This window comes from uncultured Aureimonas sp. (genome assembly GCF_913775355.1).
Taxonomy (GTDB): Bacteria; Pseudomonadota; Alphaproteobacteria; order Rhizobiales; family Rhizobiaceae; genus Aureimonas.
This window is the reverse complement of record NZ_CAJYIU010000333.1, coordinates 1-23,446: the sequence shown is the minus strand read 5'-3', so window position 1 is coordinate 23,446 and position 23,446 is coordinate 1. Positions and strand designations below refer to the sequence as shown.

Annotated in this window: 23 protein-coding genes; 9 read left to right on the top strand and 14 right to left on the bottom strand. The window is 66.4% G+C overall.

Translation table 11 applies throughout. The features are described from left to right. The coding region (locus QZ753_RS20700; RefSeq protein ID WP_294646511.1) for a M23 family metallopeptidase at nucleotides 1–288 on the top strand (288 nt) is incomplete at its 5' end. A gap of 54 nt (nucleotides 289–342) precedes the next feature. Here the strand turns inward: QZ753_RS20700 and prfB are convergent. The 3 genes from prfB to QZ753_RS20685 form a co-directional block, all read right to left on the bottom strand. After that, a protein-coding gene (gene prfB, locus QZ753_RS20695; RefSeq protein ID WP_294646509.1) for a peptide chain release factor 2 occupies nucleotides 343–1,471 on the bottom strand; the annotation gives its coding sequence in 2 pieces (ribosomal slippage) (nucleotides 343–1,401 and nucleotides 1,403–1,471; 1,128 coding nt in all). A gap of 135 nt (nucleotides 1,472–1,606) precedes the next feature. Further along, complete coding sequence (locus tag QZ753_RS20690) at nucleotides 1,607–4,042, bottom strand: penicillin-binding protein 1A (RefSeq protein WP_294646507.1); 2,436 nt, start codon at nucleotides 4,040–4,042, stop codon at nucleotides 1,607–1,609. Nucleotides 4,043–4,228: 186 nt separating this feature from the next. Then, complete coding sequence (locus tag QZ753_RS20685) at nucleotides 4,229–5,401, bottom strand: N-acetylmuramoyl-L-alanine amidase (RefSeq protein ID WP_294646506.1); 1,173 nt, start codon at nucleotides 5,399–5,401, stop codon at nucleotides 4,229–4,231. Nucleotides 5,402–5,951: 550 nt separating this feature from the next. Here QZ753_RS20685 and QZ753_RS20680 point away from each other — a divergent pair. Beyond that, on the top strand, nucleotides 5,952–8,723 hold the full coding sequence (locus tag QZ753_RS20680; protein ID WP_294646504.1) for a ribonuclease E/G: 2,772 nt from the start codon (nucleotides 5,952–5,954) through the stop codon (nucleotides 8,721–8,723). Between the two features lie 44 nt (nucleotides 8,724–8,767). On the opposite strand, the gene QZ753_RS20675 is transcribed toward QZ753_RS20680, so the two are convergent. Then, nucleotides 8,768–9,943, bottom strand: a complete 1,176-nt coding sequence (locus tag QZ753_RS20675) for an aminotransferase class I/II-fold pyridoxal phosphate-dependent enzyme (protein WP_294646502.1) — start codon at nucleotides 9,941–9,943, stop codon at nucleotides 8,768–8,770. A 116-nt stretch (nucleotides 9,944–10,059) separates the two neighbouring features. Between QZ753_RS20675 and QZ753_RS20670 the strand changes: the two genes are divergently transcribed. The 5 genes from QZ753_RS20670 (at nucleotide 10,060) to aat (ending at nucleotide 15,018) form a co-directional block, all read left to right on the top strand. Further along, nucleotides 10,060–11,430, top strand: coding sequence for a M48 family metalloprotease (locus QZ753_RS20670; protein ID WP_294646500.1), 1,371 nt, complete (start codon nucleotides 10,060–10,062; stop codon nucleotides 11,428–11,430). A gap of 26 nt (nucleotides 11,431–11,456) precedes the next feature. Then, nucleotides 11,457–12,224, top strand: a complete 768-nt coding sequence (locus tag QZ753_RS20665; RefSeq protein WP_294646499.1) for a DsbA family protein — start codon at nucleotides 11,457–11,459, stop codon at nucleotides 12,222–12,224. A 234-nt stretch (nucleotides 12,225–12,458) separates the two neighbouring features. Next, complete coding sequence (gene accB, locus QZ753_RS20660) at nucleotides 12,459–12,935, top strand: acetyl-CoA carboxylase biotin carboxyl carrier protein (RefSeq protein WP_294646497.1); 477 nt, start codon at nucleotides 12,459–12,461, stop codon at nucleotides 12,933–12,935. 51 nt (nucleotides 12,936–12,986) lie between these two features. Next, nucleotides 12,987–14,339 (top strand): acetyl-CoA carboxylase biotin carboxylase subunit, encoded by a 1,353-nt coding sequence (gene accC, locus QZ753_RS20655; RefSeq protein WP_294646495.1) that lies wholly within the window; start codon nucleotides 12,987–12,989, stop codon nucleotides 14,337–14,339. Nucleotides 14,340–14,346: 7 nt separating this feature from the next. After that, complete coding sequence (gene aat, locus QZ753_RS20650; protein WP_294646493.1) at nucleotides 14,347–15,018, top strand: leucyl/phenylalanyl-tRNA--protein transferase; 672 nt, start codon at nucleotides 14,347–14,349, stop codon at nucleotides 15,016–15,018. Here the strand turns inward: aat and QZ753_RS20645 are convergent. From QZ753_RS20645 to QZ753_RS20610, 8 genes are all read right to left on the bottom strand, one after another. Continuing rightward, nucleotides 14,961–15,368, bottom strand: coding sequence for a DUF2155 domain-containing protein (locus QZ753_RS20645; RefSeq protein WP_294646492.1), 408 nt, complete (start codon nucleotides 15,366–15,368; stop codon nucleotides 14,961–14,963). The two genes, aat and QZ753_RS20645, sit on opposite strands and share 58 nt — an antisense overlap. 17 nt (nucleotides 15,369–15,385) lie before the next feature. Next, the gene (locus QZ753_RS20640; protein WP_294646490.1) at nucleotides 15,386–15,766 is read right to left on the bottom strand and encodes an NADH:ubiquinone oxidoreductase subunit NDUFA12; all 381 of its coding nucleotides are present in this window, start codon (nucleotides 15,764–15,766) and stop codon (nucleotides 15,386–15,388) included. Nucleotides 15,767–15,821: 55 nt separating this feature from the next. Then, nucleotides 15,822–16,325: a GNAT family N-acetyltransferase gene (locus QZ753_RS20635; RefSeq protein ID WP_294646488.1), complete on the bottom strand. Its 504-nt coding sequence runs from the start codon at nucleotides 16,323–16,325 to the stop codon at nucleotides 15,822–15,824. Further along, on the bottom strand, nucleotides 16,322–17,821 hold the full coding sequence (gene gatB / locus QZ753_RS20630) for an Asp-tRNA(Asn)/Glu-tRNA(Gln) amidotransferase subunit GatB (RefSeq protein WP_294646486.1): 1,500 nt from the start codon (nucleotides 17,819–17,821) through the stop codon (nucleotides 16,322–16,324). Before gatB ends, QZ753_RS20635 begins: the two co-directional genes overlap by 4 nt. An 81-nt stretch (nucleotides 17,822–17,902) precedes the next feature. After that, a complete protein-coding gene (gatA, locus tag QZ753_RS20625; RefSeq protein ID WP_294646485.1) occupies nucleotides 17,903–19,384 on the bottom strand; it encodes an Asp-tRNA(Asn)/Glu-tRNA(Gln) amidotransferase subunit GatA in 1,482 nt (493 codons plus the stop codon). Continuing rightward, nucleotides 19,381–19,908: a GNAT family N-acetyltransferase gene (locus QZ753_RS20620; RefSeq protein WP_294646483.1), complete on the bottom strand. Its 528-nt coding sequence runs from the start codon at nucleotides 19,906–19,908 to the stop codon at nucleotides 19,381–19,383. Before QZ753_RS20620 ends, gatA begins: the two co-directional genes overlap by 4 nt. Then, nucleotides 19,905–20,192, bottom strand: coding sequence for an Asp-tRNA(Asn)/Glu-tRNA(Gln) amidotransferase subunit GatC (gene gatC, locus QZ753_RS20615; protein ID WP_055885067.1), 288 nt, complete (start codon nucleotides 20,190–20,192; stop codon nucleotides 19,905–19,907). The genes QZ753_RS20620 and gatC overlap by 4 nt, the downstream gene beginning before the upstream one ends. 86 nt (nucleotides 20,193–20,278) lie before the next feature. Beyond that, nucleotides 20,279–20,980 (bottom strand): metal-dependent hydrolase, encoded by a 702-nt coding sequence (locus QZ753_RS20610; protein WP_294646481.1) that lies wholly within the window; start codon nucleotides 20,978–20,980, stop codon nucleotides 20,279–20,281. Nucleotides 20,981–21,048: 68 nt separating this feature from the next. On the opposite strand from QZ753_RS20610, the gene ruvX reads away from it, so the two are divergent. Next, complete coding sequence (gene ruvX, locus QZ753_RS20605; RefSeq protein WP_294646479.1) at nucleotides 21,049–21,531, top strand: Holliday junction resolvase RuvX; 483 nt, start codon at nucleotides 21,049–21,051, stop codon at nucleotides 21,529–21,531. On the opposite strand, the gene QZ753_RS20600 is transcribed toward ruvX, so the two are convergent. Together QZ753_RS20600 and QZ753_RS20595 are read right to left on the bottom strand one after the other, a co-directional pair. Then, entirely contained in the window at nucleotides 21,480–21,800 is a 321-nt protein-coding gene (locus QZ753_RS20600) for a DUF6105 family protein (protein WP_294646478.1), read from the bottom strand. The genes ruvX and QZ753_RS20600 overlap by 52 nt on opposite strands. Further along, complete coding sequence (locus tag QZ753_RS20595; RefSeq protein ID WP_294646477.1) at nucleotides 21,800–22,312, bottom strand: hypothetical protein; 513 nt, start codon at nucleotides 22,310–22,312, stop codon at nucleotides 21,800–21,802. Before QZ753_RS20595 ends, QZ753_RS20600 begins: the two co-directional genes overlap by 1 nt. Nucleotides 22,313–22,472: 160 nt before the next feature. On the opposite strand from QZ753_RS20595, the gene QZ753_RS20590 reads away from it, so the two are divergent. Continuing rightward, complete coding sequence (locus QZ753_RS20590) at nucleotides 22,473–23,426, top strand: aspartate carbamoyltransferase catalytic subunit (protein WP_294646476.1); 954 nt, start codon at nucleotides 22,473–22,475, stop codon at nucleotides 23,424–23,426. Nucleotides 23,427–23,446 lie beyond the last annotated feature (20 nt).

The window sequence follows — 23,446 nt, the reverse complement described above, 5'->3', positions numbered from 1 at the left end:
CCCGTCCGGGCGACCGGCCAGGGCCGCGTCATCTCAGCCGGCGATCAGGGCGGCTACGGACTGGCCGTCGAGATCGACCACGGCAACGGGATCACCAGCCGCTTCGCCCATATGTCCCGCATCGACGTCTCGGTCGGACAGACTGTGGCGGCCGGCTCCCGCCGCGGCCTCATCGGCTCGACCGGCCGCAGCACGGGGCCCCATCTTCATTACGAGGTCAGGGTAAACGGCGAGCCGGTGAACCCGCAGCGCTATATCGACGCCGGCCAGATGTGGGCCAGGCTCTGACGAAAAAGGCCGCCCGGTGAGGAGCGGCCTTTTTCAATTCTAACAGACGGTCGCTCAGTCGACGTCGCTGACGTCCGCGTCGCCGCCGAAGACGCGCTGCGCCAGCGCTGCTTCGATGAACGGATCGATTTTTCCGTCCAGGACGTCGTCGGGCGCCGTGCTTTCCATCCCCGTGCGAAGGTCCTTGACCATCTGGTAGGGCTGGAGAACGTAGGAACGGATCTGGTGACCCCAGCCGATGTCGGTCTTCGACGCGGCCTCGGCGTTCGCCTTCTCCTCTCGACGCTTCAGCTCTTCCTCGTAGAGACGCGCGCGCAGCATGTTCCAAGCGGTCGCTCGGTTCTTGTGCTGCGAACGCTCCGCCTGGCACTGCACGACGATACCGGTCGCCAGATGGGTGATGCGCACTGCCGAGTCCGTCGTGTTGACGTGCTGGCCGCCCGCGCCCGAGGCGCGATAGGTATCGATGCGCACGTCGCCTTCGTTGACGTCCACTTCGATCGAGTCGTCGACGACCGGATAGACCCAGACGGACGCGAACGAGGTGTGGCGGCGCGCCTGGCTGTCGTAGGGCGAGATGCGCACGAGGCGGTGAACGCCGGACTCGACCTTCATCTTGCCGTAGGCGTTGTGGCCCTTAAGCAGGATCGTGGCGGACTTGATTCCGGCCTCTTCGCCGGAGTTGTGCTCCAGCATCTCGACCTTCATCTTGGCCCGCTCACCCCAGCGCATGTACATGCGCAGGAGCATCGACGCCCAGTCCTGGCTCTCCGTGCCGCCGGCGCCCGAGTGGATTTCCACATAGGTGTCGTTGCCATCGGCTTCGCCGGACAGAAGCGTTTCGATCTGGCGCTCCGCGACGTCCTTCTCCAGCGCGCGGATGGCGTTCTCCGCTTCCGTCACGACCTCGGCATCGCCCTCCTCCTCGCCCATGGCGATGAGTTCGACGTTGTCCTGAAGTCCCTGCTCCAGCGCGCGGATGCCGGTAATGGCCGTCTCCAGGCGCTGGCGCTCCTTCATCAGACGCTGCGCCTCGGCGGGATCGTTCCAGAGGGACGGATCCTCGGCGGCCGCGTTCAGGCGATCGAGTTCTCGGACCGATTGATCCCAGTCAAAGATGCCTCCTCAGCAGGCTTACGGCCTGCTTGATGTCGGAGACAATGGATTCGATTTCGGCACGCATGCCGGCATTCCTCTCGAAACGGATCGGGTGAATGGCGCGGACCATAGGGATGGGTCGCATGCGTGTAAAGCGGATCGGCCCTGGACGGGGGTACCGCCGGGGCCGATCTCGATGGTCCTCGGGAAGGCGACCTGCCTAGAACAGACCGCCCGCCCCGCTCGCGATGGCCTGCGCCGCTTCCGGCGAGATCGACTGCTGCGCCGGCGCGCTGGCGTAGGTGCCGCCGATCACCTGGTACTGGTCGGATGGCCCCGTGCCCGGCTTGAAAGCCTCGATGATCGAGCCGTCGGCGCCCGGCGCCGCCGCCATGCCGGTCGCGCGGTTCACCGCGACCTGCGTCATGCCGTCGGGAATGCGGAAATCGACGACCGGCTTGCCGGCAAGTGCCTGCTTCATGAACTCGTTGAACACGGGAGCCGCGAAGCCGCCGCCGGTCTGTCCGTGGCCGAGCGGCTGCGGGTTGTCGTAGCCGAGGTAGACGCCGGTCACGAGGTTCGGCGTAAACCCGACGAACCAGGCGTCCTTCTCGTCGTTGGTCGTGCCGGTCTTGCCGGCCACGGGCACGCCGAGTTCCTTGACGACCGTGGCGGTTCCGCGCTGGACGACGCCCTCCATCATCGAGGTGATCTGGTAAGCCGTCATCGGGTCGAGGACCTGCTGGCGCTCGTCCACCAGTTCCGGCTCCGCCTGACCGTCCCACGCGGCGGCGTTGCAGTTCTCGCACTTGCGGTTGTCGTGGCGGTAGACCGTTCGTCCGTAGCGGTCCTGCACGCGGTCGATGACGGAGGGCTCGATCGAGCGACCGCCGTTGGCCATGACGGAATAGGCCGACACCATCCGCATCACAGTGGTTTCGCCGGACCCGAGCGCCATCGGCAGATAGGGTGCCATCTTGTCGTAGACGCCGAAGCGCTCGGCATACTCGGCGACGAGCTTCATGCCCATGTCGTCGGCGAGCCGGACGGTCATAAGATTGCGGCTCTTTTCGATGCCGAGGCGCAACGTCGAGGGACCTGCGACCTCGCCGCCGTAGTTCTTCGGCTCCCAATAGCCACCGCGACCATCGGGGAACGAGACCGGCGCGTCGAGGATCACGGAGGCTGGCGTGTAGCCGTTGTCGAGCGCCGCGGCATAGACGATCGGCTTGAACGAGGAGCCCGGCTGACGCATCGCCTGCGTGGCGCGGTTGAACTCGGATTGCGCGTAGGAGAAGCCGCCGACCATCGCCAGAACGCGACCCGTGTGCGGGTCCATCGCGACCAGCGCGCCCTGTACCTTCGGCGGCTGGCGCAGGACGTACCCGTCGCCCTTCTTCTCGACGTAGACGACGTCGCCGCGGGCGAGGACATCGTCGACCGAGCGCGCGGTGCTGCGCTTGCCTTCACGGTCCTGCCGCATCGCCCACTTCATGTCGGAAGCATTCAGCGTCGCGATCTCGCGCTCCGCCCCCCGACGACCCGAGATGTCGCGCGACGGCTGGAGGCCGATGCTGGCCGAGTTCGAGTCCGCCGAGAGAACCACGGCGAGGCGCCACTCGGGCACGTCGGCATAGGGTTCGATCTTGTTGAGGGCCGGACCCCAGTCGCCGCCGAGCTCAACCGTCTCGACCGGGCCGCGATACCCGCGCGTCTGATCGTACTGGACCAGCGCGTGCTGCAGCGACGTCCGCGCCTCGACCTGCATCTGCGGGTCGAGCGTCGAGCGCACGGACAGGCCGCCCTCGTAGAGCGCTTTCACGCCGTAGCGCGAGATGACCTGCCGACGGACTTCCTCGGTGAAATACTCGGCGGATGCGAGATAGGTGCCGGTTGGGCGCGGGTTGACGCCGAGCGGCTTGGCGATGGCGGCCAGCGCCTCGTCCTGCGTGATCGCGCCGTTCTCGGCCATGCGCTGGATGACCCAGTTGCGACGGCCGATCGCCTCCTCCGGGTCGCGGAACGGGTTGTAGTTCTCCGGCGCCTTCGGCAGGGCGGCGAGATAGGCCGCTTCCTGGATCTCCAGCTCGTTCACCGACTTGTCGAAGTAGGCGAGCGACGCGGCGGCGACGCCGTAGGAGCCCATGCCGAGATAGATCTCGTTGAGGTAGAGCTCGAGGATGCGGTCCTTCGAGTAGGCCTGCTCGATGCGCAGCGACAGGATCGCTTCCTTCACCTTGCGCTCCATCGAGCGCTCGTTGGTGAGAAGGAAGTTCTTCGCGACCTGCTGGGTGATCGTCGAGCCGCCCTGCATCGGGCCGCCGCGGGCGTAGAGGAGCGCAGCGCGGCCGATGCCTTCGAGATCGACACCCGGATGGTTGTAGAAGTTCTTGTCCTCGGCCGAGAGGAACGCGTCCTTCAGGCGCTGCGGGATCGTCTGGATCGGCAGATACAACCGGCGCTCCTTGGCATACTCGGCCATCAGCGAGCCGTCCGCCGCATGCAGGCGCGTCGTGACTGGCGGCTCGTACTTCTCGAGCACCTGATAATCCGGCAGGTCCTGGCTCATGCTGGCCACGTACCAGGCGACGCCGCCCGCCAGGATCAGCGCGAAGACGGTGCCGATACCGAAGAGGTAGCCGAGAAGTCTGATCATCGTGTCTCCATGGGCTACCGCTTTCGCGGCTCGCTGCGAGCCGCACGGCGTGGCCGGCCGGGCATGGCGGGATGGTCCCGCATTTCAGGAATTCCTAACGCATCGTTCATGCGCGGAGAATGCGGCGGGCAAATGATGCCCGGCCGTTGCTAGAACGAGTGTTGCAAACACGCAACGTCAGTCGTGTCAACGTTGGCTGCCGAGGGTCGGTCGCTTGGCGAACTCGGCGATCGAACGCGCGAGGATGGCGGCGAGCCGCTTCTGCCAGTCTTCGGACTGGAGCGCCTGCTCGTCCTCGGGGTTGGAGAGATAACCCATCTCCAGAAGGATCGAGGGAACGTCCGGAGCCCGCAGCACCCGGAAGCCGGCTGAGCGGCGCGGATTGTTGATCAGCCGGATTTCGCCCTTGCCGAGATCGGCGACCAGCTGGATCGCGAAATGCTCGGAGAGCGCTTCCGTCTCGCGGCGGACGAGATCGACCAGGATATCGTGGATCTCCGGCGCATCTTGGTCCCACTCCGAACCGGCGAAGCGATCGGCCGAGTTTTCGGTATCGGCCAGTTCCCGCGATAGGCTGTCCGAGGCCTTCTCGGAGAGCGTGTAGACGGTCGCGCCCCGCAGATCCTTGTAGCGGATCGAATCGGCGTGCAGCGACACCATGAGGTTGGCGCCGGCCCGGCGGGCGATCGCGGCCCGCTCGTTCAGAGGGATGAACGTGTCGTCGTCCCGCGTCATGACGACCTTAATATCGGGAAGCGCCTCGAGCGCCGATCGAAGCGCTAGACCGAACGCGAGGTTCACGGCCTTCTCCTCGGTGCCTTTTTCGCCGGTCGCCCCCCGGTCGATGCCCCCGTGGCCGGGATCGAGCACGATCACGAACGGCCGGTTGCTTCGATGTTCGGCCGCGGGCGATGCCGAAGCTTTCGGCAGCGAAGGCAGCGTGAAGGTCTTGTCGTCGCCGGGCGCCAGCCGCAGCGAAACCCGCACGCCCGTCTCCCCCTTCGTCACGTCGAGCTTCGGCCGGACCGGTTGCGACAGTGTCATGATCAGGCGGTATCGATCGGCGCCGACCAGACCGTGGCGAATGTCCGTGACCAGCGACGTCTTGTCGATCGCAGGAAGCTTTGCCGCGGCGAGCGTGCCGTCGAAATCGAGGGCGACGCGGTAGGGGTTCCGCAGGAGAATCAGCTTCGGCTCGGCCTGCCCGTCGACGACGAGATCGATCTCGAAGGCGTCCCCCTTGCCGACCACCTCGATGGCGGTGACGACCGACGGGCGGTCGGACGCGGAGGCATTCCGCATCGGCAGGATCGCGGTAAGGAAGGCCAGTACAAGAAGGGTGGTTCGAAGAACTGTCACGAGCATCGGCCGTCGAATGCAGGGAGGGCGGATCGGGGCTTGCGAGCAGGATCGTGGCAGCTTTCATCCCTGCCGCTTTCGCAGGCTGTCCCCTTGTTTGCCGGACTATAGCGCCTTACAAGCATAAATGAGGTTCTCGCGTCATCAGAACGGGTGCGTCGTCGAATTCATCGGCTCGATTGGGCCGACCGCCTCGGCCGACGCACGGATCCGTCCGGCGCTGGAATCTCGCACAGATTTACGCCGGTCGGGTCTCACACGCTCACCGGTCTCTCCGCGGGCGAAGACAGGAAAGCACTTCCGCCGAGCTCGCGTCCTCGTCGGCTGCGCAAGCGGCCATCCACTGTTGCAGGTCGTTCACGCGTGCTTTCGGCATACCAGTTCCCTTCGATGCCTGTGCTCCGCCCCTCCGGGCCGGTTGCCGTTGCATTGGGGAGGCTTGGCCCTGCGCGCCCGGAACGCACCATTGCGGACCCCTTCACGCCTGGCCCATGGCCGACCCGCGAGGTCGTGCATTCCGGGCCGCCGAGGGTCCCGGAGTTGAGATTTCATGGCAGACAAGATGCTGATCGATGCCGCCCACCCGGAGGAAACCCGGGTCGTCGTCGTCAAGGGTAACCGGGTCGAAGAGTTCGATTTCGAGTCCGAGCACAAGAAGCAGATCAAGGGAAATATCTATCTGGCCAAGGTGACGCGCGTCGAGCCGTCGCTCCAGGCCGCGTTCGTGGAGTACGGCGGCAACCGTCACGGGTTCCTCGCCTTCAACGAGATCCATCCCGACTACTACCAGATCCCCCATGCCGACCGTCAGGCGCTGATCGAGCACGATCTGGCGCAGGCCGAAGAGGACGAGGAAGCCGAGGAGCGCAAGCCCGCCAAGGCCGGCCGTTCCCGCAGCCGCCGTCCGCGCGGCGGCGAGGCGAAGGCGGCCGAGACGAGCGACGACAGCGTGTCGGAGGTCGTCGAGACGGAAGCCTCCGAAGACGCGTCCGAGACGGTGGAGGCCGGTGAAGCCGAAGCCGCGACGCCTGTCGCTGAGGGCGAGGAAGCAGCATCCGGCGACGAGGGTGCGGAGACGGTCGAGGCGAAGGCCGATGGCGACGCGGATGAGAAGCCGCGTCGTGGTCGCCGCTCGCGGCGCTCGCGAGAGACCGAGGAAGAGCCGGCGGTCGACGAGGCCGACGAGGTCGACGATCTCGGCAGCGAAGACGCGATGGAGGAGGTGCCGGTCCGCACCAACCGCGCGCCGCGCAAGCAGTACAAGATCCAGGAAGTCATCAAGCGTCGGCAGATCCTGCTGGTGCAGGTCGTGAAGGAGGAGCGCGGCAACAAGGGCGCGGCTCTCACCACCTACCTGTCGCTGGCCGGTCGCTATTCGGTCCTGATGCCGAACACCGCCCGTGGGGGCGGCATCTCGCGCAAGATCACCAATGCAGCGGACCGCAAGCGCCTGAAGGAGGTCGCGCGCGATCTCGAAGTGCCGAAGGGTATGGGCATCATCCTGCGCACGGCCGGCGCCAACCGGACCAAGGCCGAGGTGAAGCGCGACTACGAATACCTGATGCGGCTCTGGGAGACGGTGCGCACGCTGACGCTCCAGTCGACCGCCCCTGCCCTCGTCTACGAGGAGGGCAGCCTCATCAAGCGGTCGATCCGCGACCTCTACAACAAGGACATCGACCAGATCCTCGTGGCCGGCGAAAGCGGCTACCGCGAGGCGAAGGACTTTATGCGCATGCTGATGCCGAGCCAGGCAAAGGTCGTGCAGCCCTATCGCGATCCGAGCCCGATCTTCGCCCGACAGGGCATCGAGGCGCAGCTCGACAAGATGATGCAGCCGCATGTGACGCTGAAGTCCGGCGGCTACATCATCATCAACCAGACCGAAGCTCTGGTCGCGATCGACGTGAACTCCGGCCGTTCGACCCGTGAGCATTCGGTCGAGGACACCGCCTACCAGACGAACCTCGAGGCGGCCGAGGAGGTCGCGCGCCAGCTTCGCCTGCGCGACCTCGCGGGCCTCATCGTCGTCGACTTCATCGACATGGAGGAGAAGCGCAACAACCGGAACGTCGAGAAGCGTCTAAAGGATTCGTTGAAGGACGATCGGGCGCGCATCCAGGTCGGACGCATCTCGCATTTCGGCCTGCTTGAGATGAGCCGCCAGCGCATCCGCGCCAGCGTTCTCGAATCGACCACGCAGACCTGCCCGATCTGCAGCGGCAACGGTTTCATCCGGTCCTCGTCCTCGCTGGCGCTTCAGGTGCTGCGTTCGATCGAGGAGCACCTCCAGAAGCACGGTACGCATGACCTCGTGGTCAAGGTGCCGACTGCGACCGCGCTCTACGTCCTCAACGAGAAGCGCTCGACGCTCGACGAGCTTGAGCGGCATTACGGGCTGCGCATCCTCTTGGAGGCGGTGGAAGGCTTCGGCCACCAGCACGTCACCATCGAGCACGGCGCCGAGGCGACCCGCCGCGTGAAGCCCGAGGCGATCACCACCCTGCCGGCCGTCTCGCCCGAGGCGATCGAGATCGAGGACGTGGTGATCGAAGCCGAACCGGACGTCTCCGAGGCGGAGCGGCCGGCGGAAGTGCGGGACCGCGGATCGGACGGCGAGGAGTCGCGCGACGGGTCCCGCCGCCGCCGCCGCCGTCGTCGTGGCGGTCGCCGCGGCGACGAGAACGGCCATGCGGAAAGCGCCGATGCCTCCTCCGACGAGGAAGCCGGCAGCGAGGCTGAGGCAGCTTCTGCCGGGACGGATGGTGAGACCGTTGCCGGCGAGACGGGCGACGAGGACGGCAACGGTGGTGACCGCAAGCGTCGCCGGCGGGGTCGCCGCGGCGGCCGTCGCAATCGCGACGACGAGGCTCGCGCCGAGGGCTCGTCCGAGGGCGATGGCGATGGCGAGGATGCGCCGGACGCCGCGGTGACGGACGATGCTGCTCCCGAGCTGCCTGCCCTCGCATCCGCCGAGGCCGATGTCTCCTTCGAGCCGGAAATGACCGATGCCGTCGAGGCGATCGAGGGCGATCCCTCGGAACTCGCCGATGGCGAGATCGGTGCCGATGTCGCGGTTCCCGACGAGAACGAGGTCATGGCGGCGACGGCCGAGGCCAGTGCGGCGGTCGACGGCAATCCTCCGCTCGACGAGGTGTTCCCGGCCGAGAACGGCGAGGTCTCCGCCGACGAGTTGCCGGCGGAGGAAGCGCCGGTGCGTCGCGGCCTGCGTCTCATCGCCAACGGTGAGGAGGCGACGGACGATGCCGCGGAGGAGAAGCCGAAGCGCCGTGGCTGGTGGTCGCGCAAGACAGCCGAATAAGACGAACCGGGAGCGGCCTTCGGGCCGCTCCTTTCGTTTGGGGCTCAGGCGCCGGGCTGAAGCACCGCGCGCAGACGGCGGACCGCTTCGGCAATCTCGGCCGGATCCCCGGCGTAGGACATGCGCATCGTCCGGTGACCGCGTTCGAGGTCGAAATCGAGCCCCGGCGTGGCCGCCACGAGCGTCGTTTCCAGGAGATGCTTGGCGAAGTCGGTGGCGTCCGCGAACGCGCCGGGAATGGCGGCGTAGGCGTAGAAGGCTCCGTCGATCGGGGCGATGTCGCCGAAACCCATCTGCGGCAGCGCGTCCATCAGCAGCGCGCGGCTTCGCTCGTAGCCGAGCTTGACGGCCTTTAGCTCTTCGGTCGCTTCGAAGACCGCTTCGGCGCCGACCTGACTGAGTTCCGGCGCGGAAATGTAGAGGCTCTGTCCGACGCGCTCCGCCGGCCGCACGAGATGGGGCGGCAGAACGAGCCACCCGATGCGCCATCCGGTCATGCAGTAATATTTCGAGAACGAGTTGACGACGATCGCGCGGTCGGAAAACTGAAGCGCCGAGGCTGTTTCGCGGCCGAAGGCGAGGCCGTGATAGATCTCGTCGGAGACGAAGACCATCCCTGCCGCGTCGGCGAACTCGACCAGCTTGCGCAGCTCCGCCGGCGGCGTCACCGTGCCGGTGGGATTCGCCGGGCTGGCGATCAGGACGCCCTGCAGCGGCTTCTCCCGGTGCGCACCCTCGAGAGCCTCCGCCGTCAGGATGTAGTCGGTCTCCGGTCCGACGGGGATCTCGACGGGCTCGATGCCCAACGCTTTCAGGATGTTGCGATACGCGGGATAACCGGGCGTCGAGATCGCCACGCGGTCGCCGACATCGAAGGCGGTCAGGAAGGCGAGGTTGAAGCCCGCGGACGACCCGGTCGTCACCATGACGCGCTCGGCCGGCACGTCCACACCATAGGTCTCGCCGTAATGCCAGGCGATGCGTCGGCGCAGCGCGGCCCGGCCGAGCGCGTCGGTGTAGCCGACGCGCCCTTTTGCTAGAAACGCGCCGACGGCTTCCGCGACGACGCGTGGGACTGGGGCCGAGGGCTGGCCGACCGCCAGCGAGATCACGTCCTTCCCGTCTGCGATCAGCCGATTGGCTGCTGCCATGACGTCCATCGCGCGGAACGGGTCGACGTCGGAACGGCGGGATGCCTTCGGCGGCGGAATGTCGAACATGGTAGCCTCATAAACGCCGGAAAAAGATGACCTTGCAGTCCGCAGGGATGGCCGACCGGGAAGCCGCGTTCTAGAAGTGCGCGCACAAGCCTGGGAAGACTTGGGGTGGATTTTTGTTGAAGGGCCTCTTTGCGAAGGCGGTCGCAGCCGCGCTGGTCGTTGCGGTTGTCGCAACCCCGGCGCAGGCGCAGCAGGCGCGGCGGTCGTCGCTGCCCGTCGTGCGCGACGCGGAAATCGAAGGCCTTATTAAGGACTATTCCCAGCCGATCCTCCGCGCCGCCGGCCTGTCGCCCGCCCGCGTCGAGATCGTCCTCGTCAACGACCTCGGCTTCAACGCCTTCGTGGCCGGGCGCCGCATCTTCATCAACACAGGTACGATCCTCGAATCGGAAACGCCGAACGAGACGATCGGCGTCCTGGCCCACGAGGTCGGGCACCTCGCCGGCGGGCATCAGGAGCGACTGCGCGACCAGATCGAGCGGGCCAAGACGATCGCCGTCGTGGCCGGCCTCCTCGGGGCGGGCGTCGCGGCGGCCGGCGCGGCCAGTGGCTCCGGTTCGATGGCGGGCATCGGCAGCGGGCTGATGACGAGTGGCGGTAACATCGCGCAACGCGGCCTCTTCGCCTACCAGCGCACGGAAGAGACGACCGCCGACCGGTCCGCGCTTACTTATCTCTTGAAGACGCAGCAGTCGCCGAAGGGTCTGCTCGACAGCTTCGCCGGGCTCATGCGCAAGAACATGCTGTCCGGCGTCTCCTCCGATCGCTACGTGAGTTCGCATCCCGCGCCACAGGAGCGCATCGGTTTCCTGCAGACGGCGGCGAAGGAGAGCCCCTACTTCGACAAGAAGGACCCGCCCGAGCTCCAGCTTCGTCACGATCTGGCCCGCGCCAAGATCGCGGCTTACAACGGCGGGGCGGGCCAGGTCCGGCGCACGTTCGGCCGAAACCTGACGAGCCTTCCCGCACGCTACGGCGATGCGATCGCGACCCATCTGGCCGGCTCGCCCAGCGCGGCCCTGCAGAAGATCGATGCGCTGATCAAGGAAGTGCCGGGGAACCCCTGGTTCTACGAGGTGCGGGGCGAAATCCTAATGGCGGCCGGTCGCTCCGACGAATCGGCGGCCGCCTTCGCCAAGGCTGCCAAGCTCGATCCCTCGAAGTCCGGCATCCTGGAGGCAGCCGTCGGGCAGGCGCTCGTGACCGGCGGCAAGCCGGAGCGCATGAAGGACGCCATTGCCCAGATCCGCAAGGGGCTGGAAGACGATCCCGGCAACTCGACGGCCTATCAGTTTCTGGCGATGGCCTATGGCAAGACCGGCGACATCGGCGCGGCCGAACTGGCGACGGCCGAGGGCTACTGGGAAGCCGGCAACTTCCGCCAAGCCAAGATCTTTGCCGCCCGCGCGCAGCAGAAATTCCGTCCGAACTCGCCGCAATGGCTGCAGGCTCAGGACATCATCACGACGAAGGTGAACCGCAAATGACGCATGGTCCAGTGTTCAGGACGCCAATGCTGGGTCGGCGGTTCGTTGCCGCTGCGGTTCTCGGGGCATCGCTTTTCACCTCGCCCGCTTGGGCGTTCGACGACGCGCAGACGCGCGAGATCGAGACCATCGTGCGCGACTACCTCGTCGCCAACCCCGAGGTCCTGCTCGAATCCATGCAGGCGCTGGAAGCGAAACGGAACGCGGAGGCCAAGGCCGGACAGAGCGAGACGATCGCCGGCCTTCGCGAGCGGCTGGATGCCTCGCCTGCCGGGACGGTGGCCGGCAACCCGCAGGGCGACGTCACGCTGGTCGAGTTCTTCGATTACAACTGCGGCTACTGCAAACGGGCGGCGAGCGACCTGCAGGTGCTTCTGGAGAGCGACCCGAAGCTGAAGGTTGTTTACAAGGAAATCCCGGTTCTCGGACCGGCGTCGGAAGCCGCGGCGCGAGTCAGCCTGGCGTTCCGCCAAACGAAGCCGGACAGCTATCCGCAGTTCCAGAAGACGCTTCTCGCCTCGCGCGCGCAGGTGGACGAGGCGCGCGCGCTGGAAGTGGCCAAGCAGCTCGGCGTTGAAGAGGCCACGCTGCGACCGCTTCTCGGCGGCCGGAGCGTGACGGCCGCGTTGAACGAGAGCGCAGAGCTCGCGACGGCCCTCGGAATCAGCGGGACGCCGAGCTATGTGATCGGTGACGAGCTGGTTCCAGGTGCCGTCGGCGCCGACGCCCTGGCCGAAAAGATCGACAACGTGCGCGCCTGCGGCTCCGCGACCTGTCCGCCGACCGCGAACTGAGATCGGGCGCACCACCCTTGCCTTCCGGCTTTGCGAGCCGCTCGCAAGTGTTTATACGGCACGGATCGAACGGATACGCCACTTCGGCGTTCGATCCGTCAAGCAACTGTCGGCAGGCTCACGTCTGCCTCGTCCGGGGCCGGGATCGTCGTGATCCGGGCTTTTCGTCGCATGAATGACCGAGGCCGAGCGGATAGTCCCGCGTCGCAGCCCCGGCGAGTTCGAAGGACCATTATGGAAAAGGATTCGACTGTGGACCGTTCGCTGGTGCGCGAGCTCGCCGACATCCTCAACGACACGGATCTGACCGAGATCGAGATCGAACAGGGCGAACTTCGCATCCGCGTCTCGCGCCAGAAGGAATACGTGGCGTCCGCCGGCTACAGCTACGGCGCTCCTGCGCCGATGCACGCCATGCCGGCGCAGCAGGCCCCTGCCGCCGCCCCGGCCGCTCCGGCGGCGTCGAGCGGGCCGGAAGTCGGCTCGGTGCCTTCGCCCATGGTCGGCACCGTGTATCTGGCGTCCGCGCCGGGCGCCAAGCAGTTCATCGAGATCGGCCAGTCCGTGAACGAGGGTGACACGCTGCTGATCATCGAGGCGATGAAGACGATGAACCAAATCCCGGCACCGCGTTCGGGCACCATCAAGCGCATCTGCGTCGACAACGGCCAGCCGGTCGAATACGGCGAGGCGCTGGTCGTCATCGGTTGATCCTCTCGGGATCGTCGAGGCGAGTTCGCGGGCGGGCGAGGAAAGGCATACATGTTCAATAAGGTACTGATCGCCAATCGCGGCGAGATCGCGCTCCGCGTCCTGCGGGCCTGCAAGGAGCTCGGCATCGCGACCGTGGCCGTGCACTCCACCGCCGACAACGCGGCCATGCACGTGCGGCTCGCTGACGAAAGCGTCTGCATCGGCCCCCCGCCGGCCCGCGACAGCTACCTGAACATTCCGCAGATCCTCGCGGCCTGTGAAATTTCCGGCGCCGACGCCGTTCATCCCGGCTACGGCTTCCTGTCCGAAAACGCTCGCTTCGCGGATATTCTCGAGGCGCACAACATCGCCTTCATCGGCCCGACCGCCGAGCACATTCGCGTCATGGGCGACAAGATCGAAGCCAAGCGCACTGCGAAGGCTCTCGGCATTCCCGTGGTGCCGGGCTCCGCCGGCGCGGTGACCGACGACGGTGAGGCGATGCGCGTTGCCGAGGAGATCGGTTTCCCGGTGCTCGTCAAGGCTTCGGCCGGCGGCGGCGGGCGCGGCATGAAGGTCGCGCATACGCCTGCCGACCTGTCGATGGCGCTTTCCACGGCTCGCGCCGAGGCGGGCGCGGCGTTCGGAGACGACGCCGTCTACCTCGAGAAGTATCTCGGCAAGCCGCGCCACATCGAGGTGCAGGTCTTCGGCGACGGCATGGGCAAAGCTGTCCATCTCGGCGAGCGCGACTGCTCCTTGCAGCGCCGCCACCAGAAGGTCTGGGAGGAGGCGCGCTCGCCCGCGCTCGACGACGCGCAACGTCTTCGCATCGGCGAGATCTGCGCCAATGCCATGGCCCAGATGAAGTACCGCGGCGCTGGCACGATCGAGTTCCTGTACGAGAACGGCGAGTTCTATTTCATCGAGATGAACACGCGTCTGCAGGTCGAGCACCCGGTTACGGAGGCGATCACGGGTCTCGATCTCGTGCACGAGCAGATCCGCGTCGCTGCCGGCCTCGGGCTTTCGGTCACGCAGGGCGACGTGAAGTTCAACGGCCACGCGATCGAGTGCCGCATCAACGCCGAGGATCCGCGGACCTTCGCTCCCTCGCCCGGCCAGATCAGCTACTACCACGCTCCCGGCGGTCTCGGCGTGCGCGTGGACTCGGGCGTCTATCAGGGCTATTCGATCCCCCCATTCTACGATTCGCTGATTGGCAAGCTGATTGTGCACGGCCGCACCCGCAACGAGTGCCTGATGCGGCTCCGTCGGGCCCTCGACGAGATCATCGTCGACGGGGTGAAGACGACGCTGCCCCTGTTCCAGGACCTTGTCGAGAATCCGGACATCCAGGCCGGCGACTACGACATCCACTGGCTGGAGCAGTATCTTGCCACCGCGGCGAAGGCTGCCTGATACACCATTGGCGCGCAGCGGACGGTACGGCTCCGAGCCGCTGATCACACCCGAGATCCTGCTGCGTGCCTATGCAGCCGGCATCTTTCCGATGGCGGAGGATGCCGATGACCCGTCGATCCACTGGGTCGACCCGACGTTCCGGGGCATCCTGCCGCTCGACGGGTTTCACGTCCCGCGCTCGCTCCGCAAGACGATCCGTCAGGAGCCCTTCGACATCCGGTTCGATACCGCGTTCGCAGCCGTCGTCGACGCCTGCGCCGAACCCGCGCCCGGCCGAGACCAGACATGGATCAACGCGCAGATTCGAGACCTGTATCTCGGATTGTTCCGGATGGGGCATGCCCACTCCGTTGAGGCCTGGGCGGAGGGCGAGCTTGTCGGCGGCCTCTACGGCGTCAGCCTCGGCGCGGCGTTCTTTGGCGAGAGCATGTTCTCGCGGCGCACGGATGCCTCGAAGGTGCCGCTGGTCTACCTGTGGGACAGGCTGCGGCGCGGCGGCTTCACGCTGCTCGATACGCAGTTCATCACGGGGCACCTCCAGCGCTTCGGTGCCATCGAGGTTCGACGCGCGCAATATCGCGAGCTATTGGCCGACGCGCTGGAGCGACCGGCCGACTTTCACTGCGCCGGCGGGACGCTCGCGTCGGTTTTGCAGTCCTTGAGCCAGACGTCGTAGACGGGGTGCTCCACGGCGTTCAGGCCGGGCGAGTCGGCGAACATCCAACCGGTGAAGATGCGGCGGATCTCGCGATCGAGCGTGATCTCGTCCACCTCGACGAAGCCGTCGGTCTTGGGCGCTTCGTCCTGCGTGCGGGTGAAGCAGGCCCTCGGCGTCACCTGCAGCGCGCCGAACTGCACGGTCTCGTTGATCCTGACCTCGAACGAGGTGATCCGGCCGGTGATCTTGTCAAGGCCGGAGAACACGGCTTCCGGGTTTTCGATCCGCGCGGCGTACGCGCCATGCGGTACGACGCAGGCCAGCGCCAGGAGCGCCGCGAACCGGGCGGCGTGGGAAGCGAGACGCATAGAGCGATCGATCCCGATCAGGGCGTCCAGGCGTCGTAGTCGCCCGTCACGCGCGGCCGCTCGGCAGTGTTAAGGAGCGAGCCCTTCGGACGATAGGCAAAACGCGTGCCCGTCTGGTTCGGAACGTGCGGCTTCTGCCAGTCGCGCGGCTTGTAGTTCTCGTCCACCGGCGGGGTGTCGACGCGGTGGTGCATCCAGCCGTGCCAGCCTGGACCGATCTGGCTCGCTTCCGCCTCGCCGGCATAGATCACCCAGCGGCGCTTGCCGTCGGCGGACTGGTAGTACACGTTGCCGCGCTCGTCTTCGCCCACCCGCTTGCCGAAGCGCCAGGTGTGGAAGCGCGTTCCGATCGTCTGGCCGTTCCACCAGGTGAAGATCTGCAGCAGCCAGTGTTTCATCGCATCGTGTCCGTAAATGCCGTGGCTGGGTTATGCTGCCGCGGCCGGTAAAAGTCTAGGCGTTGATAGCGCCCAGCGGACGCTCGAAGATCAGGACCGTCGAGCCGCTCCCGCTCTCCGAAGCGCCGACCCGCGCGAAGCCGAGCCCGGTGTAGAAGCCGATCGCCCGGGCGTTGGTTTCATCCACCTCGATGCGCATGCGGGTCGCTTGGGGAAAGCAGCCGGCGATCTCGGAGAAGAGTTCCGTCCCAACCCCCTGCCCTTGTGCGTCCGGTCGGACGTAGAGGTCGTGCAGGATCAGGAGGGTCCGGTCATCGCTAGCAGCACGGGCAAAGGCCATGCCGCCGAGACGCGCCCCGTCGTCCGCGACGAGAAACTCTGTATCCGGTTGGCCGAGCCGACTGCGGAGCGATGCTTCGTCGTGCGACGTACCCGTGACCTCCCGCAAACGCTCCGTGTCATGGATTGCGCCGTAGCTTGCCTGCCACGTCTCGACCAGCAGCTGTCGGACGGCCGCCATGTCGCGGGCCGTCGCGGTTCGGATGAAGTAGGTGCTCATTCCAGTCCGAGCTTGGCTTTCACCAGGTCGTTGACCGCCTGCGGGTTCGCTTTGCCGCCCGTCGCGCGCATCACCTGACCCACGAACCAGCCTGCAAGCGTCGGCTTGGCGATCGCCTGCGCCACCTTGTCGGGGTTGGCCGCAATGACCTCATCCACCGCCTTCTCGATCGCGCCGGTATCCGTGACCTGCTTCAGGCCGCGGCGTTCGACCAGCTCGCGCGGTTCCCCGCCTTCGTTCCAGACGATCTCGAAAAGGTCCTTGGCGATCTTGCCGGAAATCGTACCTTCGCGGATGAGGTCGAGCACGGCACCGAGCTGATCGGCCGAAACAGGCGTCTCCTCGATCGACTTGCCGCTCTTGTTCAGCGCGCCGAGAAGATCGTTGATGACCCAGTTGGCCGCCTGCTTGGCGTCGCGGCCCTTGGCCACCTGCTCGAAGAAATCGGCGACCGACTTTTCCGATACGAGGATCGACGCGTCGTAGGCCGAGAGTCCGGCCTCGTTCATCAGGCGCTGGCGCTTGTCGTCGGGAAGTTCCGGTAGCTTCTCACGCAACGCCTCGACGAAGGCGTCGTCGAATTCGAGCGGCAGGAGATCGGGGTCCGGGAAATAGCGGTAGTCGTGCGCGTCTTCCTTGGAGCGCATCGCACGGGTCTCGCCCTTGGCCGGGTCGAACAGGCGCGTCTCCTGATCGATCGTCCCACCGTCCTCGATGATCGCGATCTGGCGGCGCGCCTCGGACTCGATCGCCTGTCCGACGAAGCGGATCGAGTTGACGTTCTTGATCTCGCAGCGCGTGCCGAACTCGCCGCCCGGCCGCCGCACGGACACGTTGACGTCGGCGCGCATGGAGCCCTCGTCCATGTTGCCGTCGCAGGTGCCGAGATAGCGCAGGATCGTGCGCAGCTTCGTCAGATAGGCGCGTGCTTCGTCCGCGGAGCGCATGTCGGGCTTAGACACGATCTCCATCAGCGCGACACCGGAGCGGTTGAGGTCGACGAAGGACATCGTCGCGTGCTGGTCGTGCAGCGACTTGCCGGCGTCCTGCTCGAGGTGAAGCCGCTCGACGCCGACCTCGACCTCCTCGAACTGCCCTTTCGAATCCGGGCCGACCGACACGATTACCGTTCCCTCGCCAACGATCGGCTGCTGGAACTGCGAGATCTGGTAGCCCTGCGGCAGGTCCGGGTAGAAGTAGTTCTTGCGGTCGAAGACCGAGCGGTTGTTGATCTGCGCCTTCAGACCAAGTCCCGTACGCACTGCCTGCCGCACGCATTCGACGTTGATGACAGGCAGCATGCCTGGCATGGCGGCATCGACCAGCGAGACGTTGTCGTTCGGCTCGGCGCCGAACTGGGTCGAGGCGCCGGAAAACAGCTTCGATTCCGACAGGACCTGGGCATGGACCTCCATGCCGATCACGATCTCCCAGTCGCCGGTCGCGCCGGGGATCAGCTTCTTCGGATCGGGGGTGCGGGTATCGACGAGGGGCATCGGGCGAACTCGTTCATCTCGGGGCGCAGCCGGGCTGCAGTCATTCGATTACGTCGGCGCGACAAAGCGCGCCGGAGCATCCTACCACCAGCGCTTCGGCGCGAAGCGGCCGGCGCTCTTCTCGATCACCGAGGCCGTGGCGAAGAGCGTCTCTTCGTCGAACGGGCGACCGATCAGCTGGAGGCCGAGCGGTGTGCCTTCGCCGGAAAGGCCAGCGGGTACGGCGATGCCCGGCAGACCGGCCAGGTTTACGGTGATCGTGAAGACGTCCTGCAGATACATCGCCACCGGATCGGCGGCGAGCTTGGCATCGCCGATGGCGAAGGCGGCGGATGGGGTCGTCGGGGTCAGAAGCGCGTCGACGCCGTCCGCGAAGACGGTCTCGAAATCGCGCTTGATCAGGGTCCGGACCTTCTGCGCCTGAAGGTAGTACGCGTCGTAATAGCCGGCCGAGAGCACATAGGTGCCGATCATGATGCGGCGCTTCACCTCGCGGCCGAAGCCGGCGGCGCGTGTGTTCTCGTACATCTCCGCGATGTCCTTGCCGGGCACGCGAAGGCCGTAGCGCACGCCGTCGTAGCGCGCGAGGTTGGACGAGGCTTCGGCGGGCGCGACGATATAATAGGCCGGAAGGGCGTACTTCGTGTGCGGCAGGGACACGTCTACGATCTCGGCCCCGGCCTCGCGCAGCGTCGCGATACCCTTCTGCCACAGCGCCTCGATCTCGGCCGGCATGCCCTCGACGCGATACTCGCGGGGAATGCCGATGCGAAGACCCTTCACCGAGCGGCCGACAGCCGCCTCGTAGTCCGGCACCGGCCGGTCCACGGACGTCGTGTCCTTCGGGTCGCTCGAGGCCATCGACCTGAGGAGGATCGCCGCGTCGCGCACATCGCGCGCGATCGGGCCCGCCTGATCGAGGGACGACGCGTAGGCGACGATGCCCCAGCGCGAGCAACGGCCGTAGGTCGGCTTGATGCCGACCGTTCCCGTGAAGGCCGCCGGCTGGCGGATCGAGCCGCCGGTATCGGTGGCCGTCGCGCCGGCGCACAGGCGCGCGGCGACCGCCGCCGACGAGCCGCCCGACGAGCCGCCGGGCACCAGCGCGACGTCCGACCCGTTGCGGCGCCACGGGTTCACCACGGGGCCGTCATGGCTGGATTCGTTGGACGAGCCCATCGCGAACTCGTCCATGTTCAGCTTGCCGAGCATCACGGCGCCATCGGCCCACAGATTGGCCGTGACGGTCGATTCGTAGCGCGGTTTGAAGCCGTCGAGGATGTGGGACGCGGCCTGCGTGCGCACGCCCTCGACGGCGAAGAGGTCCTTGACGCCGAGGGGAATGCCTTCGAGCGCCCCACCCTCGCCCTGCGCAAGTCGAGCGTCGGACGCGGCTGCCATCTCGCGCGCCTTGTCGGCCGTTACGGCGACATAGGCGTTCAAGGCGCCGTTGGCCGCTTCGATCGCGCCGAGATAGGCGTCCGTCAGCTCGCTGGCACGGAAGGTCTTGGCCTTCAGAGCGTTGCGGGCTTCGGCGATGGTGAGTTCGGTCAGATCGGTCATGGTCTCGCAACGTCGAATGGTCGGGACGCGGCCGGGTCGGCTTCGCGAACCGCGAGGGTCTTCCGATAGAATGCAGCGTAGCCGCTGTCGGGATAGTCGGCGAAGGGGCCGCTGAGCTCGAAACCGGCTCGCTCGTAGGAGCGGCGGGCCGCCTTGAAACCGAGACCGGTCTCGAGAGCCAGCGCCTCGAGCCCAAGTCTTCTGGCTTCCGCCTCGATCCGATCGAGGAGACGGGCGGCCAGCCCCTGCCCGCGCACGGCCGGTCGAAGGTACATCCGCTTGACCTCACCCACCGACGCGTCGTGGCGCTTCAACGCTCCGCATCCGACAGCCACGCCGTCGATGCGGACCAGAAACGTCGTCGTGTCGGGACGGGCCATCTCCTCGGCGGTCATCCGAAACTTGAACTCGTCCGGTGTGTCCGGTTCCTGATCGTCGATCGCGTCGTTCAGCTCGGCGATCAGGGCTCGCAGGTCGTCCTGCAGCGGGGTCTCGGCGCGAATCTCAATGCGGCCGCCGCTCATTCCACGACCTTGGGCACCATGAAGAAGTGCTCCTGGGTGGCCGGCGCATTGGCGACGATGTCCTCGGCCTTGTGACCGTCGGTCACGGCGTCCTCGCGCTTCTTCATCACCATCGGCGTGACCGAGGTCATCGGCTCGACGCCGGATACGTCGACTTCGCCGAGTTGCTCGACGAAGCCGAGGATGGCGTTCAATTCGCCCTGCATGGTCGCGACCTCGTCCTCGGACACCGCGATGCGGGCGAGACGGGCGACACGACGAACGGTGGCGGTATCGACGGACATGCGCATTCCCGAACTGATGGTCGAAACGGTGCTATAACGGCGGGGTTGCCCGGAGGCAACGCCGCCGCCTGTCCGTGAGGGGGCCGTCAGATTTCGAAGGGCTGGCCGACTTCGGGCAGCAGCACGCGGGAGGCTTCGTCCTCCATCGCATCCATGAAGCGCTGCGGATCGGCATCGAGAACCGGCATCGTTCCGTAGTGCAGCGGGATGATGGTCTTGAAGTTGAAGTAACGGCGGCATGCGAGCGCGGCCACCGCTCCGCCCATCGTCAGCCGGTCGCCGATCGGCACGAGTCCGATCTTGGGCTGGTGCAACTCCTCGATCAGCGCCATGTCGCCGAAGATGTCGGTGTCGCCCATGTGATAGACGCTGTTGCCGTCGTCGAAGTGAATGATGATGCCGTTCGGCATGCCGAGATAAGTGATCTTGCCGCCTTCCTCGACGCTCGCGGAGGAATGGAACGCCTGCGTGAGGGTGACGGAGAAGCCGTCGAACTTGACGGTGCCACCGGTGTTGGCCGGCTCGATGGTCTCGACACCCTTGGACGCCAGCCAGTTGACCAATTCATAGGTTCCGAGGACTCGGGCGCCCGTACGCTTGGCGATGTCGACCGTGTCGCCGACGTGGTCGCCATGACCGTGCGACAGCAGGATGTGTGTGGCGCCTTCGCTGGCCTTCGCGACGTCGCCCTTGAAGTGCGGGTTCCCCGTTAGGAACGGGTCGATCAGGATGACCGCGCGTCCCGTGTCGATACGAAACGCCGAATGGCCGAAGTAGGTCATCTTCATGCTAGGGGATCTCCGATGATGCGGTCGCGGGAAACCTAGCGCCGGAAGCCCCGTATCAAGGAGGCAGAATGGTGATCGCCGATATCGCTGACGTGATCGACATGCGGGCGGCGGGGGGCACGGCCGCCGGGCTGGACCTCGGGACGAAGACGATCGGCATCGCGGTTTCCGATCTCGGATGGGGGCTGGCCAATCCGCGCCCCGTCATCCGCCGCGCGAAGTTCCAGGCGGATGCCACTGCTTTGTCGGCGTTTCTGGAGTCTGTCGATGCGCGGCTCGTCGTGATCGGCCTGCCCCTCAACATGGACGGCAGCGAAGGGCCTCGGTCGCAGTCGACGCGGGCCTTCGTGCGCAATTTCCAGCGGATCGATCGGCGCCCCTTCGTCTTCTGGGATGAGCGCCTGTCGACGGTTGCGGCCGAGCGCAGCCTTCTGGAAATGGACGTTTCGCGGCGTCAGCGCGCCGAGCGAATCGACTCGGCCGCCGCGTCCTTCATTCTTCAGGGCGCCTTGGACAGGCTGTCGAGGCTGACAGAGCTGCGCGACGAATAGCGCTCGCGCAGGAAGCCGATGATCGCCTTGCGACGACGCAATGCGTAGAGCGCCAGAACGATCAGGCTGTCGAGGATCAGCGCCCTGACGACCAGCGGCGGCAATGTTTCGGGCGCTACGCCGAGCACGTTCGCGTAGACACCGAAGACGGTGTCGTACATGTCGCGCGAAAAGAAGTGCAGGCCCAGGCTCCAGTCGTTGGAGGCGAGCGTGAGCCAGAGCACCAGGAAGCCGATCGGAAGGAACCAGAGCGACAGGAGCCAGCGCATCAGGCGTCTCCGTCGCGGCGCGTGTCGGTCTGGCGCGGGATCGAGGCATTGATTGCGGCGACCGTCCGGCGGAAGGCCATCTCGTCCATGTCGTCTTCGTCGTCCGGTGCGAAGATGCACCCATCGAACGCCAGCGCCACGAGGCTCAGGCCGAGCGACCAGAAGGCGAGGTCGAGCCGGTCGAAGACGGCCGCGAACGGAGCACCGAAGAGTGTCGCCGCGATCACCATGGCCGAGCAGACGCCGATCCCGGCGAACGACAGAAGCTCGCCCTGCCGGATCTCGGCATCGCCGCGCCCGTGCAGACGGATGAGGCCGACGGCGAGAAGCGCCGCCGTGCCGATGCAGAGAAGCGCGACGCCCCACCCGACGAGACCGTTTCCTGCCGACGCTTCGAGCGGGACGCCACCGAGAGCGGCGTGACCATTGAGATGCAGGATTTCGTTGGCGCCCGTGACCGCAAGGAAGCCGGCCCAGGTGGAAAGAGCGAAGGTCGTGGGTATGCGCTTCACGGGCCAGCCCTCCGGAGAGTTAACGAAAACTTAACGCCAACATCCGCGCTTCGCTCCCGGCCCGCAACGCGAACTCTCCGGCATGGTTAATTGCGACGGGGATGCCGGCGGACGGCGCGCTTGTGGCCCCTCCCCGTTTCTCCTATAGGCGGTGCTCGCCATGACAGCGCTGACACCCCCCTCCGCCGCCCCCCGACGCCACCTTCTCGGCATCGCGGGCCTGTCGCTTCCCGACATCCATACGCTGATGGACCTCGCCGAGCGCGAGATCGCCGTCAGCCTCGGACGCGACAAGAAGAAGGCGGCGCTAAAGGGCCGCACGCAGATCAACCTCTTCTTCGAGGCCTCGACGCGAACGCAGGCGTCGTTCGAACTCGCCGGCAAGCGGCTCGGCGCCGACGTCATGAATATGTCGGTCGCGAACTCGTCGGTGAAGAAGGGCGAGACGCTGATCGATACGGCGATGACGCTGAACGCAATGCGTCCCGACATCCTCGTCGTGCGTCATCATGCGGCAGGTGCCGTGGCGCTTTTGTCGCAGAAGGTCGGCTGCTCGGTCGTGAATGCGGGCGACGGCGCGCACGAGCATCCGACGCAGGCACTGCTTGACGCCCTGACGATCCGCCGCCGCAGGGGCCGCGTCGCGCGCTTGTCGGTCGCGATCTGCGGCGATGTGCTTCACAGCCGTGTCGCGCGCTCCAACATCCTCCTCCTCAACGCGCTCGGCGCCGACGTGCGCGTCGTCGGACCCTCGACGCTGCTGCCCAACGGCATCGAGCAGATGGGCGTCCGCGTCTTCCACGACATGGACCGAGGGCTCGAGGACGCCGACGTCGTGATGATGCTGCGTCTTCAGCGCGAGCGGATGGAAGGCTCCTTTGTGCCATCGGTGCGCGAGTATTTCCGCCTCTTCGGCCTCGACGCGCAGCGCCTGTCGCGGGCCAAGCCCGATGCGCTGGTGATGCATCCCGGGCCGATGAACCGCGGCGTCGAGATCGCTTCGGAAGTCGCAGACGGCCCCCAGAGCGTGATCGAGGAGCAGGTCGAGATGGGCGTCGCCGTCCGCATGGCGGTGATGGAATGGATGATGGGCAACGAGGAGACCGCATCGTGACCGGCCTCGACAGCGCCCAC

Coding starts and splice junctions, on each gene's coding strand:
- QZ753_RS20690 (WP_294646507.1), bottom strand. CDS start 4,042: ATGATCAGACTTCTCGGCTACCTCTTCGGTATCGGCACCGTCTTCGCG.
- QZ753_RS20680 (WP_294646504.1), top strand. CDS start 5,952: ATGGCAGACAAGATGCTGATCGATGCCGCCCACCCGGAGGAAACCCGG.
- QZ753_RS20675 (WP_294646502.1), bottom strand. CDS start 9,943: ATGTTCGACATTCCGCCGCCGAAGGCATCCCGCCGTTCCGACGTCGAC.
- QZ753_RS20665 (WP_294646499.1), top strand. CDS start 11,457: ATGCTGGGTCGGCGGTTCGTTGCCGCTGCGGTTCTCGGGGCATCGCTT.
- accB (WP_294646497.1), top strand. CDS start 12,459: ATGGAAAAGGATTCGACTGTGGACCGTTCGCTGGTGCGCGAGCTCGCC.
- accC (WP_294646495.1), top strand. CDS start 12,987: ATGTTCAATAAGGTACTGATCGCCAATCGCGGCGAGATCGCGCTCCGC.
- QZ753_RS20645 (WP_294646492.1), bottom strand. CDS start 15,368: ATGCGTCTCGCTTCCCACGCCGCCCGGTTCGCGGCGCTCCTGGCGCTG.
- QZ753_RS20640 (WP_294646490.1), bottom strand. CDS start 15,766: ATGAAACACTGGCTGCTGCAGATCTTCACCTGGTGGAACGGCCAGACG.
- QZ753_RS20635 (WP_294646488.1), bottom strand. CDS start 16,325: ATGAGCACCTACTTCATCCGAACCGCGACGGCCCGCGACATGGCGGCC.
- gatB (WP_294646486.1), bottom strand. CDS start 17,821: ATGCCCCTCGTCGATACCCGCACCCCCGATCCGAAGAAGCTGATCCCC.
- gatA (WP_294646485.1), bottom strand. CDS start 19,384: ATGACCGATCTGACCGAACTCACCATCGCCGAAGCCCGCAACGCTCTG.
- QZ753_RS20620 (WP_294646483.1), bottom strand. CDS start 19,908: ATGAGCGGCGGCCGCATTGAGATTCGCGCCGAGACCCCGCTGCAGGAC.
- gatC (WP_055885067.1), bottom strand. CDS start 20,192: ATGTCCGTCGATACCGCCACCGTTCGTCGTGTCGCCCGTCTCGCCCGC.
- QZ753_RS20610 (WP_294646481.1), bottom strand. CDS start 20,980: ATGAAGATGACCTACTTCGGCCATTCGGCGTTTCGTATCGACACGGGA.
- ruvX (WP_294646479.1), top strand. CDS start 21,049: ATGGTGATCGCCGATATCGCTGACGTGATCGACATGCGGGCGGCGGGG.
- QZ753_RS20600 (WP_294646478.1), bottom strand. CDS start 21,800: ATGCGCTGGCTCCTGTCGCTCTGGTTCCTTCCGATCGGCTTCCTGGTG.
- QZ753_RS20590 (WP_294646476.1), top strand. CDS start 22,473: ATGACAGCGCTGACACCCCCCTCCGCCGCCCCCCGACGCCACCTTCTC.